Below are 15,463 nucleotides of genomic sequence, written 5' to 3'. Positions count from 1 at the left end.
CGCTGCTCTATCGGCTTTGCGCGGATTTGCAACAAACACGATGTCATTCCGGCGATGTCATTCCGGCGAAGACCGGAATGACCCACACCCCCAGGTCCGCCGTCATTGCCCGGCCTGTCGGGGCAATCCACCCTTGGGCAGATGGATCACCGGGACAAGCCCGGTGATGACGATGGCCCCGCCGGTACTACTGGAACACCGCGTCCGGATTGCTCAGGCTGTCGCTGTCCTCGATCGTCACGTCGTCGAGTTCCAGCAGCGCCACGGCGCGTTCGATACCGCGCGTCTGGGCGATCAGCCCGTCGATCGCGGCCTGCACCACGGCATTGCCTTCCGCATTGCCCTCGGCGATCTGCTGGTCATAGGCTTCGCCGGCAATGGCCCGGTCGGCCATCACGTGCATCTTGGCCACGGTGTCTTCCAGCAGGCCCTTGATTTCGGTGTCCAGCGCCCCGTCCCTGGCCGCAATCACCTGCGACAGCGACGGCCCTTCGACCACCGAGCCATCCACCCGCACATACTTGCCGAGATAGACATTCTGCACGCCCACCGCGTCATTGAGATGCGACACATGCGTATTGTCCGAGAAGCAGTCATGCTCTTCTTCCGGATCGTGCAGCAGCAGGCCCAGCTTCATGCGCTCGCCCGCCACTTCGCCGAAGCTCAGCGAGCCCATGCCCGTGAGGATCGCCGAAATCCCCAGTTCCGGCAAAGCCGCCCTTGCCGCGCCATCCGCCGTCCAGTTGGCCACCATCTCCTCGAGGTCACTGACCAGCAGCGATGATGCCGCCTTGAGATAGGCTGCGCGGCGGTCGGCATGCTCGGCCGTCGAATAATCGGTATAGGCCCGCGCCCCGGCGCCCGGTCCGGTACCGTTCAGATCCTGGCCCCACAGCAGGAATTCCACGGCATGATAGCCGGTCGCCACATTGGATTCGACACCGGCCGCTTCCTGCAAATTGTCCTGCAGCAGCGCCGGCGTAATGTCCGTCGCATCCAGTTCCACGCCGTCGATCATGATCTTCGGGTTGGCGATGACATTGGCCACATAAAGCGCATTGCTGTCGCTCTCGCTGCCATAGCTGGCATCGACATAGTCGATCAGCCCCTCGTCCAGCGGCCAGGCATTCACCCGCCCTTCCCATTCATCGACGATCGGATTGCCGAAGCGGAAGGCTTCCGTCTGCTGATAGGGAATGCGCGCCGCCTTCCAGGCATCCTTGGCCGCCTGCAAGCTCGCTTCGCTCGGATTGGCGATCAGCGCATCCACCGCCACATCCAGCGCCTTGGCCGTGCTCAGCGCGTCCTCATAGCCGGCCAGCGCGATATCGGCATAATTCGCCAGCACGTCGGCATCGGCCGGCGCCTGCGCAAAAGCGGCCACCGGCGCCACGGACAAGGTGAGAGCAATGGCGAAGCTGCGCAAATTGCGCTTGCCGAGCGAGATCATGGGCGATCCTCCAGGATGAATTTCAAAACCGGACTACGCCTCTCAGGTTAGAAAATCAAATGGAATTCAATACTCTAGAAGAAGTCTAAAGTGGTCGGCACTATCTCGCCCACCCACCGGACCCACCCTCCCCCTTGAGGGGAGGGAAGCGAGATAGGACTTAGCTTCAGCTAAATCCGCTGAATCGAGCAGGGCGGGGGTGTTGGACCCTCCACAAACTCAACGCGCGTGGATAACGCGACACCCCCACCCTTGATCGCTCCCCTCCAAGGCGAGGGTGTCGACTGCCGGTCCTGCCCCCGCCCGCCCCAATTTTTGACCATCTGGACTAAACTCTCACAATCCGTCACTGTCACAATTGCAACTGGGAGGATGCGGCTCGGACGGAGGATCGCGCGCAAACGGTTGAATAGCGGGCGTTGCCGGCCGCCGCGCGGCTGTCATACGCTGTTCCGCACACCGTCATCACGCTGTCATACCACCCCTCTACTTGCCTCCTCAGTTCGCCGGAACGCCCCCAGACGGGCGCTCGCGAACGACTTTTCAGGGAGACTGAACATGTCCATCAAGACCGTCCTCGGCGCATCCGTCTCGATGCTTGCCGTACTCGCCGTTTCTGCCCCCGCCTTCGCCCAGGCCGATCTCGACGCGCTGTACGAAGCCGCCAAGACCGAGGGCCAGCTCACCGTCATCGCCCTGCCCCACTCCTGGTGCAACTATGGCGGCGTGATCGAGGCCTTCAAGGCCAAGTATCCCGGCATCACCATCAACGAACTGAACCCCGATGCCGGTTCGGCCGACGAGATCGAAGCCATCCGCGCCAATATCGGCAATACCGGCCCACAGGCCCCCGACGTGCTCGATGTCGGCCTGGCCTTCGGCCCCTCCGCCAAGGATGAAGGCCTGCTGCAGGCCTATAAGGTCTCCACCTGGGACGACATTCCTGATGACGCCAAGGATGCCGATGGCTTCTGGTATGGCGACTATTACGGCGTGCTGGCCTTCGGCATCAACAAGGACATCATCACCGGCGACAACCCGGCTTCCTGGGCTGACCTGATGAAGGACGATTTCGCCAATTCGGTCGCCCTGGCCGGTGATCCGCGCACCGCCAACAATGCCATCCTGTCGGTCTACGCCGCCGGTCTCTCCACCGGGGCCGATGCCGCCACCGGCGCCCAGGCCGGCCTCGACTACTTCAAGGCGCTCAACGACAAGGGCAATTTCGTCCCCGTCGATGCCGAGGCCGCCGCCATCGCCCAGGGCACCACGCCCATCGCCATCAACTGGGACTACAACCTGCTGGCCGCGCGCGACAACCTCAACGGCAACCCGCCGATCGACGTCGTCGTGCCGTCCGACGGCGTCGTGGCCGGCGTCTATGTCCAGGCCATCTCGGCCCATGCCCCGCATCCCAATGCGGCCAAGCTGTGGATGGAATATCTCTATTCCGACGAAGGCCAGCTCGGCTGGCTCGCCGGCTATTGCCACCCCATCCGCTTCAGCGCCATGGCCGAAGCCGGCGTCCTCCCCGACGACCTGATGGCCAAGCTCCCCGCCGCTGAGAACTACGCCAAGGCGGTGTTCCCGTCGATCGAAGAGCAGAACGCCAACAAGACCACGATCACCACGGGCTGGGACACCACCGTTGGGGCCAGCGTGCAGTAGTTAACGACTGAGTTCTCAGTCGACACCCTCCCCCTTGCGGGGAGGGGTCAAGGGGGAGGTGCCAATCGAGCTTTTGGCATTCTCGTGCCAAACCCATTGCGCGGATTCCTCCTCCTAATAGGGGGAGGCTATGAGGGGGTATCCTACGTCACCATGACCAACACGGCATCCCCCCGCCGCATCCCCTGGGACGCCCTTGCGGTCGCCCCCTTCATCATCTTCGCGGTGATGTTCCTCTTCCTGCCCACGCTCGGCATCATCGGCGCCGCCTTCACCGACCGCGCGGGCAGTTTCACCTTCGACAACATCTTCGGCCTCTTCACCGACCAGATTCTCGCCGCCTACTGGATTTCCATCCGCATATCCGGCGCCTCCGCCTTTTTCGGCGCGCTGATCGGCCTCGCCATCGTCCTCGCGATCATCCGCGGCCGCCTTCCCGCCCCATTGCGCTCTGCCGTCATGACCTTTTCCGGCGTCGCCTCCAATTTCGCCGGCGTGCCGCTGGCCTTTGCCTTCATTGCCACGCTCGGCCGGCTCGGCCTCGTCACCATCGTCCTCAAATTCCTCGGCCTCGACATCTACCGCTCAGGCTTCAACCTGCTGAGCTTCTGGGGCCTCACGCTCACCTATCTCTATTTCCAGATTCCGCTGATGATGCTGACCATCGCCCCCGCAGTGGATGGCCTCAAGAAAGAGTGGAACGAGGCCGCCCAGATGCTCGGCGCCAGCCAGTTTCAGTTCTGGCGCTATGTCGGCCTGCCCATTCTCTGGCCCAGCTTCCTCGGCACGCTCAGCCTGCTCTTCGCCAATGCCTTCGGCGCCATCGCCACCGCCTGGGCGCTGACCGGCTCCAACCTCAACATCGTGACGGTCCTGCTCTACAACCAGATCAGGGGCGACGCCCTGCAGAATCCCGGCCTCGGCGCCGCCCTGGCGCTGGGCATGATCGTCATCACCTCGCTGGCCAATGTCATCTATCTGGTCGTCGCCGCCCGCGCCGAGAGGTGGATGAAATGAAGACCAACCGCTTCTGGGCCTGGCTCACCTTCGCCCTCGGCGCCGCCTATTTCATCGTGCCGCTACTCGCCACATTCGAATTCTCCCTGCGCATGCGACGCGGCACCTACAGTTTCGATGCCTATGCCTCGGTCTTCGCCGATCCCTATTTCGTCTCCAGCTTCGGCTATTCGGTCGTCATCGGCCTCGTCACCATCGTCGTCGGCGTGCTCGTCGTCGTCCCGGCGGTCTACTTCGTCCGCCTGCGCATGCCCTGGCTGCGCCCTTTCATGGAATTCATCACCCTGCTGCCACTGGTCATCCCGGCTTTGGTGCTGGTCTATGGCTATATCCGCCTCTACAATTCCAGCTCCATCATCCCCTTCACCGGCAGCGCGCTGGGCACCGATATCCTGCTCACCGGCGCCTATGTCACCCTGGCCCTCCCCTACATGTATCGCGCCGTCGACAACGGCATGCGCACCATCGATATCGGCACGCTGACCGAGGCCGCGCAGATCATGGGCGCCAACCAGGCCCAGATCATCGGCCGCATCATCCTGCCCAATATCCTGGTCGCCATCCTCTCCGGCGCCTTCCTCACCTTCGCCATCGTCATCGGCGAATTCACCATAGCGAGCCTGCTCAACCGCCCGGCCTTCGGCCCCTATCTCGTTGGCATCGGCACCAACCGCGCCTATGAGCCGGCAGCGCTCGCCATCATCTCCTTCATCATCACCTGGGGCGCCATGGGCATGATCAACGTGCTCGGCCGCTTCGCCCCCCGCACTTCCGCCCGGACCGATTGACCATGGCTTTCCTCGACGTCCAGAACCTTACCAAGACCTTCGGGCAGACCACCGTCGTCAAGGGCGTGAGCTTCGCCTTCGACAAGGGCGAGTTCATTTCCCTGCTCGGCCCCTCCGGCTGCGGCAAGACCACCATCCTGCGCATGATTGCCGGCTTCGAGCGCCCCACATCCGGCAGCATCGAGGTCGATGGCCGGGACATCACCCACCTCAAGCCCAACCAGCGCCAGCTCGGCATGGTGTTCCAGGCCTATGCCCTGTTCCCCAATCTCAACGTGGGCGACAATATCGGCTTCGGCCTCAAGATCGCCGGCATGCCCGCCGAGCAGCGCCGCGCCCGCATCGACGAGATGCTCAAGCTCATCGGCCTGGCCGGCTTCGACAAGCGCTATCCCTATGAGCTGAGCGGCGGCCAGCAGCAGCGCGTCGCCCTCGCCCGCGCCATCGCCCCCCGCCCCCGCATGCTGCTGCTCGACGAACCGCTCTCCGCCCTCGACGCCAAAATCCGTGTGTCCCTCCGCGAGGAAATCCGCGCCATTCAGCTCGACCTGGGCATCACCACCGTCTTCGTCACCCACGACCAGGAAGAGGCCCTCTCCATCTCCGATCGCATCGTGGTGATGAATGCGGGCAATATCGAACAACTCGGCGCCCCGCACGAAATCTATAACAAGCCGGCCACCCGCTTCGTCGCCACCTTTGTCGGCCAGCTCAATACCATCGAGGCCACCGTGCTCGACGCCGCAGCCCGGACCGTCTCCATCGATGGACAGGCCGCCACCGTTCCGGCGCTGCCCGCCACCGCCGACAACGGCTCGGCCGTTTCCCTGACCCTGCGCCCCGAAGTGCTCTCCGTCGGCGCGCGCCAGGGTAATGACATCACACTGTCGGGCACCATTGCCGATGTCACCTTCCTCGGCTCCGTCATCCGCCTCCGCATCACCCTCGGCAGCAACCTGCTCAGCCTCGACACCTTCAACGACCAGCGCACCGCCCCGCCCGCCCGCGGCGAAAAAGTCACCGTCAGCCTCGCCAGCAAGGACCTGCTCGTGCTCTGAGCGCAATCGTCTCAGTCGACACCCTCCCCCTTGCGGGGAGGGATCAAGGGTGGGGGGCGTTTCGCCCCGATATCGGGGCAAGCCAACACCACCCTTGCAGCGCAGGTCGGGACAGGCGTACCACTAGCCACCAACCGACGGAGCCAGTGCCCACATGCAATCCCCCTTCGTCGCCACCGACTGGTTGGCCGCCCACCTCACCGATCCCGACCTCGTCGTGATCGACGGCTCCTGGCACATGCCCAATGCCGCCCGCAATGCCCAGGCCGAATACCTCGCCGGCCATATCCCCGGCGCGGTTTTCTTCGACATCGACGGCGTTGCCGATACCACGACCAACCTGCCTCACATGCTGCCGGCGCCCAATGATTTCGCCCGCATGGTCGGCGCGCTGGGCATTTCCGACAGCATGACCATCGTGGTCTATGACGAATTGGGCCTGTTCTCCGCCCCCCGCGTCTGGTGGACGTTTCGCACCATGGGCGCCCGCAATGTCCGCATTCTTGCCGGCGGCGGGCCCAAGTGGCGCGCCGAGCGCCGCGCCACTGAAACCGGCCTCGTCACCCGCCCGCCGCAGCTGTTCCATACCGATTTCGATCCCGCCCGCATCGCCACCTTCGAAACCGTGCGCGACCGCAGTCGCGATGGCGCCGCCCAGATCGCCGATGCCCGCCCGGCCCCCCGCTTCCACGCCGAAGTCCCCGAGCCCCGCGCCGGCCTGCGCGGCGGCCATATTCCCAACAGCCTGAGCGTCCCGGTGACCCTGCTCACCGAAGCCGGCCAGATGAAATCCCCCGCCGAGCTGACCCAGCTCTTCGCCAGCCGCGGCCTCGCCCTCGCCAAGCCGATCATCACCTCCTGCGGCTCCGGCATCACCGCCTCCACCCTGGCCCTCGCCCTGAACCTGGCCGGTGCCGAAGACGTTGCCGTCTACGATGGCTCCTGGGCCGAATGGGGTTCCCGCAAGGACGCCGATATCGAGACCTGAGGGCGTCCCGCCAAACAAAAGCCGCCAGGTCTCCCCGGCGGCTTCATCATTCCCAGCCCGAACCCTCAGGCCGAGCGGTTCTTGTTGTACAGATCGAAGAACACGGCGGCGAGCAGCACCACGCCCTTGATCATCTGCTGCCAGTCGATATTGACGCCCATGATCGACATGCCATTGTTCATCACGCCCATGATGAAGGCGCCGATCACCGCGCCGGCCACCTGGCCCACGCCGCCCAAAGCCGAGGCGCCGCCGATGAACACGGCCGCGATCACGTCCAGTTCCAGCCCCTGCCCGGCCTTGGGCGTCGCCGAATTGAGCCGCGCCGCATAGATCATGCCGGCCAGGGCCGCCAGCGCGCCCATGATGGCGAAGACATAAAAGGTCATCCGCTCGGTCTTGATGCCCGACAGGGCCGCGGCCTTGAGGTTGCCACCCAAAGCATAGATCCGGCGACCGAAGGTCATGCGCTTGGTGACGAAGACGAACAGCGCGATCAGCAGCGCCATCACCACGAGCACATTGGGCAGCCCCTTGTAGGATGCCAGCATATAGGCAAAAAACAGCACCAGGGCCGCGATCACCAGGTTCTTGGCCACGAACAGCCCGAAAGGCTCGCTTTCATAGCCGCGCGCCTTGCGGCGGGCGCGGCCACGAATGGCGAAGAACACCATGGCCACCACGCCCACAATGGCCAGCACCATGGTTGTGGTATGCAGCGCCAGTCCCTGCACGCCTTCGCTCGCCGCGACCAGCGTGGTCGGCCCGATCACGTCGGGAATGAAGCCGGCCGACAGCAGTTGGAATTCGGCCGGGAACGGCCCCACCGACTTGCCCGAAAGAATAGCCAGCGACAGGCCCTTGAAGATCAGCATGCCGGCCAGCGTCACGATGAAGCTGGGTATCTTGTGATAGGCGATGAGATAGCCCTGTGCCGCCCCGACCACAGCCCCGACCACGAGGCATATGGCGCCGGCGACGAACGGATTGGCGAGGAAGGCCAGTTCGGGCGGGTAATCCCAGCCCACCATCAGCATGGCAGCCAGCGCACCGATAAAGCCGGAAACCGACCCCACGCTGAGATCGATATGGCCAGCCACGATGACCAGCAGCATGCCCAGCGCCATTACGATGATATAGCTGTTCTGCAGGATGATATTGGTCAGGTTGACCGGCTTGAACAGCACGCCATTGGTGAAATACTGGAAGAACAGCATGATCAGGATCAGCGCCAGCAGCAGGCCATAATCCCGCATATTGGCCTGCAGCGCGCCCCACACGCTGAGTTCCTGCATCTTGGCCGGCTCGCCGGTCGCGGAGATGCCCGGCTGGGCGGTTTCTGTGGTCATGATGCCTTCCCTTCGGCGCGCACGATCGAGCGCATGATCTGTTCCTGGCTGGCTTCGCTGGTCGGCATTTCGCCCACGATGCGGCCTTCGTTCATTACATAGAGGCGGTCGGTAATGCCAAGCAGCTCGGGCATCTCCGAGGAGATGACGAGGATGGCTTTGCCCTGTGCCGCCAACTGGTTGATGATGGTGTAGATTTCATATTTGGCGCCGACATCGATGCCGCGCGTCGGCTCGTCCAGGATCAGCACATCCGGATTGGCGAACAGCCACTTGGAAAGCACCACCTTCTGCTGATTGCCGCCGCTGAGATTGCCGGTGACCTGATAGACGCTCGATGAACGGATATTGGTCTTCTTGCGGTATTCGTTGGCGACGTCCATTTCGCCGAGATCGTCGATCACGCCCACCTTCGACACGCCGCGCAGATTGGCGATCGTGGTATTGTGCTTGATGTGGTCGATCAGGTTCAGCCCATAGGTCTTGCGATCCTCGGTGGCATAGGCGATGCCGTGCGCCACCGCCTTTTCCACGGTCGAGGTATCGATCTTGCTGCCATGCAGGTAGACGTCGCCGGTGATGCGCTGTCCATAGGACTTCCCGAACACGCTCATGGCGAATTCGGTGCGTCCCGAGCCCATCAGTCCGGCAATGCCGACCACCTCGCCCTTGCGGATGTTGATACCGATATTCTTGATGACCTGCCGGTCGCGGTGCTGCTGGTGATAGACGCTCCAGTCCTTCACCTCGAACACGACCTCGCCGATCTTGGGCACGCGGGCCGGATAGCGGTCATCCAGCGACCGCCCCACCATCAGCGTGATGATGCGGTCTTCGCTGATATTTTCCTTGGTCAGCGTCTCGATGCTGCGCCCGTCGCGGATCACCGTGATGCGGTCGGCCACCTTGCTCACTTCGTTGAGCTTGTGGCTGATCAGGATCGAGGTAATGCCCTGCTTGCGGAACTCCATCAGCAGGTCGAGCAGGGCCGCGCTGTCCTTTTCCGACAGCGACGCGGTCGGCTCGTCGAGAATGAGCAACTGCACCGACTTGCTCAGCGCCTTGGCGATTTCCACCAGTTGCTGCTTGCCCACGCCGATATTGGTCACCAGCGTATCGGGGTCTTCGGTGAGCCCCACCATGCCAAGCAGCTTACGAGCGCCATCACGCGTCTCGTCCCAGTCGATCACACCACCCTTGGCCTGCTCGTTGCCGAGAAAGATATTTTCCGCAATCGACAGCAGCGGCACCAGCGCCAGCTCCTGGTGGATGATGACGATCCCCTTGTGCTCGCTGTCGCTGATGGATTTGAAATGCTGCTCTTCGCCCTTGTAGATGATCTGGCCATCGTAGCTGCCGGAGGGATAGACCCCGCTCAGCACTTTCATCAGGGTGGATTTGCCGGCCCCGTTCTCGCCTACGATGGCGTGGATTTCCGCCTCGCGGACATCCAGGTTCACATCCGACAGTGCCTTCACGCCGGGGAAAGTCTTGGTGATGCCGCGCATCTCCAGAATGGTATTGGTCATTGAATGCTTTCTCGCATGCACGCGGGCGGTCGCACTTTAGCGCTTTTCCAGTTTTGTTGGAATTGCCGGCTCTATCGCCTCCCTCCCCCTTGAGGGGAGGGACCGAGGGTGGGGGTCCGTCAGTGGTCCACTGAACCACCCCCTCCCGGCCTCCCCTCAAGGGGGAGGAGCGCTTACCGATGTTTCCGTCAAAATGTGAAAGACGCCGGCGCCCGAGCCCGGTGACGGGAAAGGGGCTCCGCGTTGCCGCAGAGCCCCCGTTCGGGAACGCCGATTACTGGAGTTCTTCGGCCTTGATGTAGCCGCTGTCGACGACGCGAGCCTGGTAGTTGTTCACATCGACTTCGTACGGGGTCAGCAGGATCGACGGCACGACCTTGACGCCATTGTCATAGGTGGTGGTGTCGAGGCCAGCCGGGGTCCCGCCGGTCAGCACGGTGTCAACCAGTTCGGCAGTGATCTGGGCCAGTTCACGGGTGTCCTTGAACACGGTCGAATACTGCTCGCCGGCAATGATCGCCTTGACCGAAGGAACTTCGGCATCCTGGCCCGAAATGATCGGCCAGGGCTGGTCGGCCGAGCCGTAGCCCACGCCGCGCAGCGACGAGATGATACCGCGCGACAGGCCGTCATAGGGCGACAGAACCGCATCGACGCGGCTGCCATCCGAGTAGTTGGCCGACAGCAGGTTGTCCATGCGGGCCTGGGCGACCGCACCGTCCCAACGCAGGGTACCGACGGTTTCCATGCCCATCTGGCCGGACTTGACCACCAGGGTACCGTCATCGATCAACGGCTGGAACACGCTCATGGCGCCGTCATAGAAGAAGAAGGCGTTGTTGTCGTCCGGCGAACCGCCAAACAGCTCGACATTCCACGGACCCTTCTGGTCCGGATAGCCGAGACCCTTGAGGATCGAGCCGGCCTGCAGCACACCCACTTCGAAATTGTCGAAGGTGGTGTAGTAGTCGACATTGGCGGAGTCGCGGATCAGGCGGTCATAGGCGATGACCTTGATGCCGGCATCGGCGGCCTGCTGCAGCACGGCTGACAGCGTGGTGCCGTCGATCGAGGCGATCACGAGAGCCTTCACGCCCTTGGTGACCATGTTTTCGATCTGGGCGAGCTGGTTGGGGATATCGTCTTCCGCATACTGCAGGTCGACCGAATAGCCCTTGGCCTCGAGGGCCGCCTTCAGCTCATTGCCGTCCGAGATCCAGCGCAGCGAGGACTGCGTCGGCATGGCAATGCCGATCGCGCCCTTGTCCTGGGCGAAGACCGCGGTGGAAGCGGTCAGCGCCATGGCGCCGACGGCCAGCACGGTGGCAAGCGTCTTGAAAATCTTCACGTCTCGACTCCCTTTGTATTTCGAGTTCAGAAGCGTTGAATGGTCGTCAGGGGAGAGGCCTGGACGAGGTGCATGCGCGCGTCGGGATGGTGGATCGCGAGCGAGCGAAAACCGAGCGAACACCGCAAGGGCGTACGGTCAGCCTGTCGTGCATGAAGTCCTCCTGCGTGGCGGGAATGACCGCCTTGGACCCTCCCAAGCCCACGGGCCGGAACCTAGAATAATCAGATACCACTGTAAAGTCGGATTCCCGCGCCACGGCAATTTTTTCGACAGCCGAATATTAACGAGAAGCCATGTTTCAGGGCGATTGCGCCTTAACCACACTCTCGCTATGATGGCTCTGCCTGTTGAGGCACGTGCCCGGAAAGATCGAAAAGCGACGCCGGATCAATAAAGGTATCAGATACCTTGGAGGAACCGTGACGACTTCGGACGAGGGTTCGCGCCCCGATCAGCCAACCGCCGCGATGGCGGTGGCGGACGCTTTGGCGCGGGTCATCCTGGGTGAATTGGGGCCGGGCTCGACCCTGCCCAGCGAGGCCGAGCTGGCCGCGACCTATGACGTCAGCCGCCTCACCATTCGCGAGGCGGTCAAGCTGCTCGAAGGGCGCGGCCTGCTGGTCATTTCCCGCGGCCGCAAGGCCGTGGTGCGCGAGCCCGACGGCGCCGCCTTCGCCGATTTCCTGACCTCGGTCATCCGATACGATTCCAAGGGTCTGTTCGATCTGATCGAGGTGCGCCTCTCCCTCGAAGTGCAGTCCGCGACCCTGGCCGCCAAGCGCGCCACCCGCGCCGGCATCGCCGCCATCGAGAGCGAGTTACAGGGCATGCGCGACACCGTCGGCGCGCGCGGCGAGCCCATGACCCACGAACAGGAACAGGCCTTCCATACCCACGATGTCGGTTTCCACGAAGCCGTGGCCCTGGCCAGTGGCAACCGCGTCATGGGCTTCCTGTTCGAAGCCATGGCCCAGCCCCTGCGCGAGGGCTTCTTCATCAGTCGCCGCGGCCACGAGCAGCGCGGCCACACCCTGCATGACACCATCGAGGCCCATCAGCGCGTTCTCGATTGCATCAAGGCCGGCAATGGCCGCGCCGCCGGCGAAGCCATGCGCCTTCACCTCAAGGATACCGAGCGCGACATCCGCGTCGCCCTCAGCCAGCTCGCCCACCGCCCCGGCCCGCGCACGTGAACGTGAACGTGAACGCCATACACCACGCCATCGGCTCCTGCCCACCCTCCCCCTTGAGGGGAGGGTAGCGCCGCTCGGTCCAGAGGACCGTAGCAGAGCTGGGGTGGGGGTGGTCTTGTGGTCCACTGAAGGACCCCCACCCTCATTCCCTCCCCTCAAGGGGGAGGGAGGCGAAGGAATCGAAGCTCCCGCGCGGGAGGAAGCGCCTGATGTGAACACTCCCCACAAGGCGGAGGGAGGAGCAGAAGCCATAGACCTGCGCGAAAACGCCTTGCGGCATCGCCCCGCATGACCGAATAATCCGCCCCGAATATCCAGGACGGGCCAATGGCGCAGAGAATCGACACCTCGATCAACAGGTTGGATGACGCCGCCCGCGCCGGCTGGCTCTATTACGTCGCAGGCAATACCCAGGAAGAGATCGCCTCCAAGCTCGGCATTTCGCGCCAATCGGCCCAGCGTCTCGTCTCGCTCTCGGTCAGCGAAGGCCTGATCAAGGTGCGGCTCGATCATCCCATCGGCCGCTGCATGGATCTCGCCAGCCGCCTCACCAGCCGCTTCGGCCTCGACCTGGTCGAAGTCGTGCCCTCCGACCCATCAAGCGAATCCACCACCATTGGCGTCGCCGAAGCCACCGCCGCCGAGATCGAGCGCTGGCTCAAGCGCCCCGACCCCATCACCATCGCCATCGGCACCGGCCGCACCCTCAAGGCCGCGGTGGAACAGCTCATGCCCATGGACTGCCCCCACCACAAGGTCGTCTCGCTCACCGGCAACATCGCCCCCGACGGCTCGGCCGCCTATTACAACGTCATTTTCAACGTGGCCGATGCGGTCAAAGCCCGCTCCTTCCCCATGCCGCTGCCGGTCATCGCCTCTTCGGCCCGCGAGCGTGAATTGCTGCATGCCCAACCGATGATTCGCGAAACCCTGGCCCTCGCCGCCCAGGCCGACGTAACCTTTGTCGGCATTGGCGATATCGGCCCCGATGCCCCGCTCTATCTCGACGGCTTCATCACCGATCCCGAGCTCAAGGCCCTGCACAAGGCCGGCGCCGTCGGCGAGATTTGCGGCTGGAGCTTCGATGCCGACGGCAGGATGATCGACGGCCTCACCAATGACCGCGTCGCCTCGGCCCCGATCCCGTCGCGCGAAAGCTCGCTTGTCGTGGCAATCGCCATGGGAAAGCGAAAATTGCCCGGCATTCGCGCCACTTTGAACCGCCGGCTGGCCAATGGCCTGATTACCGACGAGCGCACTGCCGAAGGGCTGCTGCAGATTTCGTAATGCGTTGATATAACTACGCTAAATTCTCCCCGAAATCGATTTCCGCCATACGTGCCTCACGCGATGCACGCATACCCCGCTTGACTCTGTCGCATAAGTTGTGAGTATTTGCCCATTGCCGGAACAAATGCCCGTTTCGGTTACTGGGAGGTATTTGATGAAACTGACACCCATTCTCGTGGGCGCCTTCACCCTTGCGCTGGCGGCATCCGCCTCGGCGCAGACGATCACCATCGCCACGGTGAACAATGGCGACATGATCCGCATGCAGGGTCTGTCCGACGCATTCACGGCCGAGACCGGCATCGAACTCAATTGGGTCGTGCTGGAAGAAAACACCCTGCGCCAGAACGTCACCACCGATATCGCCACCAATGGCGGCCAATATGACGTGATGACCATCGGCACCTACGAAGTGCCGATCTGGGCCAAGCAGGACTGGCTGGTGCCGCTCGACGCGCTGACCAGCGACGCCGACTACGATGTCGATGACCTGCTGCCGCCCATCCGCGACGGCCTTTCCGTCGATGGCAAGCTCTATGCCGCGCCCTTCTACGGCGAAAGCTCCTTCATCATGTACCGCAAGGACCTGATGGAAAAGGCCGGCCTCACCATGCCCGAAGCCCCCACCTGGGAATTCATCGGCGAAGCGGCGCGCGCCATGACCGACCGCGACAACGACATCAACGGCATCTGCCTGCGCGGCAAGGCCGGCTGGGGCGAGAACATGGCCTTCCTCACCGCCATGTCCAATTCCTTCGGCGCCCGCTGGTTCGATGAAAACTGGCAGCCCCAGTTCAACACGCCCGAATGGAAGAACACCCTCGACACCTATCTGGGCCTGATGGCCGATGCCGGCCCGGCCGGCGCCTCGTCCAACGGCTTCAACGAAAACCTGACCCTGTTCCAGCAGGGCAAGTGCGGCATGTGGATCGACGCCACCGTCGCCGCTTCCTTCGTCACCAACCCCGCCGATTCCACCGTCGCCGACCAGGTCGGCTTCGCCCTGGCGCCCGATACGGGCCTGGGCAAGCGGGGCAACTGGCTCTGGGCCTGGTCACTGGCCATTCCCAAGAGCTCCCAGCAGCAGGATGCGGCCGCCTCCTTCATCAAGTGGGCCACCGACAAGGCCTATCTCGAAACCGTCGCCGCACAGGATGGCTGGGCCAATGTGCCCCCCGGCACCCGTATCTCGCTCTACGAGAATCCGGAATACCAGGCCGCCGCGCCCTTCGCGGAAATGACCATGGGCTCGATCTACGCCGCCGACCCGACCCATCCGACGGTCCAGCCGGTGCCCTATGTCGGCGTGCAGTTCGTCGCCATCCCCGAGTTTGCCGGTATTGCCACCAATGTCGGCCAGCTCTTCTCGGCGGCGCTTGCCGGCCAGATGTCGGCCGACGACGCCCTGGCCCAGGCCCAGGACGCCACCCTGCGCGACATGACCCGCGCCGGCTATATCAAGTAGTCTCTCCTCCGAAGACTCCTGCGGCCGGGTGCTCCCGTGCCTGGCCGCAGCCTTTCGTTCGGACGCGCTGCTGGTCCTCCCGCAACCTGTCCCAAACCGGAGCCGCCCGGTCAAAGGTCCCCTCTGGCGACCGGGCGGTTTCCAAGACTATCCCACTGAGCAGGATGACGCGGCTCCTGCGCCTCCCTCCCCCTTGAGGGGAGGGATTGAGGGTGGGGGTCCGTCGGTTGTCATTGAACCGACCCCCTCCCCAGCCCTCCCCTCAAGGGGGAGGGGGCGCCAGGGCATGATCATGGCGTTCGACCCCGAAGAACCCG

12 protein-coding genes are annotated in these 15,463 nt (G+C 63.6%); 8 read left to right on the top strand and 4 right to left on the bottom strand.

The window, feature by feature from the left end; genetic code table 11:
- Positions 1-187 precede the first annotated feature (187 nt).
- Positions 188-1,450 carry an imelysin family protein gene (locus ASD80_RS05105; protein ID WP_056229873.1) on the bottom strand — a complete coding sequence of 421 codons (1,263 nt, stop codon included), beginning with the start codon at positions 1,448-1,450 and terminating at the stop codon, positions 188-190.
- A gap of 558 nt (positions 1,451-2,008) precedes the next feature.
- Here ASD80_RS05105 and ASD80_RS05100 point away from each other — a divergent pair.
- From ASD80_RS05100 to sseA, 5 genes are all read left to right on the top strand, one after another.
- Positions 2,009-3,118: an ABC transporter substrate-binding protein gene (locus ASD80_RS05100; protein WP_056229871.1), complete on the top strand. Its 1,110-nt coding sequence runs from the start codon at positions 2,009-2,011 to the stop codon at positions 3,116-3,118.
- Positions 3,119-3,271: 153 nt separating this feature from the next.
- Positions 3,272-4,135, top strand: coding sequence for an ABC transporter permease (locus tag ASD80_RS05095; RefSeq protein ID WP_056229868.1), 864 nt, complete (start codon positions 3,272-3,274; stop codon positions 4,133-4,135).
- Positions 4,132-4,923 (top strand): ABC transporter permease, encoded by a 792-nt coding sequence (locus ASD80_RS05090; protein WP_056229865.1) that lies wholly within the window; start codon positions 4,132-4,134, stop codon positions 4,921-4,923. Before ASD80_RS05095 ends, ASD80_RS05090 begins: the two co-directional genes overlap by 4 nt.
- A gap of 2 nt (positions 4,924-4,925) precedes the next feature.
- Positions 4,926-5,981 carry an ABC transporter ATP-binding protein gene (locus ASD80_RS05085; RefSeq protein WP_056229862.1) on the top strand — a complete coding sequence of 352 codons (1,056 nt, stop codon included), beginning with the start codon at positions 4,926-4,928 and terminating at the stop codon, positions 5,979-5,981.
- 154 nt (positions 5,982-6,135) lie between these two features.
- Positions 6,136-6,969, top strand: a complete 834-nt coding sequence (gene sseA, locus ASD80_RS05080) for a 3-mercaptopyruvate sulfurtransferase (RefSeq protein ID WP_056229859.1) — start codon at positions 6,136-6,138, stop codon at positions 6,967-6,969.
- 65 nt (positions 6,970-7,034) lie between these two features.
- On the opposite strand, the gene mmsB is transcribed toward sseA, so the two are convergent.
- The 3 genes from mmsB to chvE all read right to left on the bottom strand — a co-directional run bounded on the left by mmsB (position 7,035) and on the right by chvE (position 11,150).
- Complete coding sequence (gene mmsB, locus ASD80_RS05075) at positions 7,035-8,264, bottom strand: multiple monosaccharide ABC transporter permease (protein WP_244488940.1); 1,230 nt, start codon at positions 8,262-8,264, stop codon at positions 7,035-7,037.
- Positions 8,265-8,314: 50 nt separating this feature from the next.
- A complete protein-coding gene (mmsA, locus tag ASD80_RS05070; protein ID WP_056229854.1) occupies positions 8,315-9,847 on the bottom strand; it encodes a multiple monosaccharide ABC transporter ATP-binding protein in 1,533 nt (510 codons plus the stop codon).
- A 274-nt stretch (positions 9,848-10,121) separates the two neighbouring features.
- Positions 10,122-11,150: a multiple monosaccharide ABC transporter substrate-binding protein gene (chvE, locus tag ASD80_RS05065; protein ID WP_056229940.1), complete on the bottom strand. Its 1,029-nt coding sequence runs from the start codon at positions 11,148-11,150 to the stop codon at positions 10,122-10,124.
- A 467-nt stretch (positions 11,151-11,617) separates the two neighbouring features.
- Between chvE and ASD80_RS05060 the strand changes: the two genes are divergently transcribed.
- From ASD80_RS05060 to ASD80_RS05050, 3 genes are all read left to right on the top strand, one after another.
- Complete coding sequence (locus ASD80_RS05060; protein WP_056229851.1) at positions 11,618-12,391, top strand: FadR/GntR family transcriptional regulator; 774 nt, start codon at positions 11,618-11,620, stop codon at positions 12,389-12,391.
- A 327-nt stretch (positions 12,392-12,718) separates the two neighbouring features.
- Entirely contained in the window at positions 12,719-13,678 is a 960-nt protein-coding gene (locus ASD80_RS05055; protein ID WP_056229849.1) for a sugar-binding transcriptional regulator, read from the top strand.
- A 157-nt stretch (positions 13,679-13,835) separates the two neighbouring features.
- Complete coding sequence (locus ASD80_RS05050) at positions 13,836-15,146, top strand: ABC transporter substrate-binding protein (RefSeq protein ID WP_056229846.1); 1,311 nt, start codon at positions 13,836-13,838, stop codon at positions 15,144-15,146.
- Positions 15,147-15,463 lie beyond the last annotated feature (317 nt).

Source organism: Devosia sp. Root635 (assembly GCF_001427605.1).
Taxonomy (GTDB): domain Bacteria; phylum Pseudomonadota; class Alphaproteobacteria; order Rhizobiales; family Devosiaceae; genus Devosia.
Note: the sequence above shows the minus strand (reverse complement) of the source record. Positions and strands in the feature narration are given on the sequence as shown.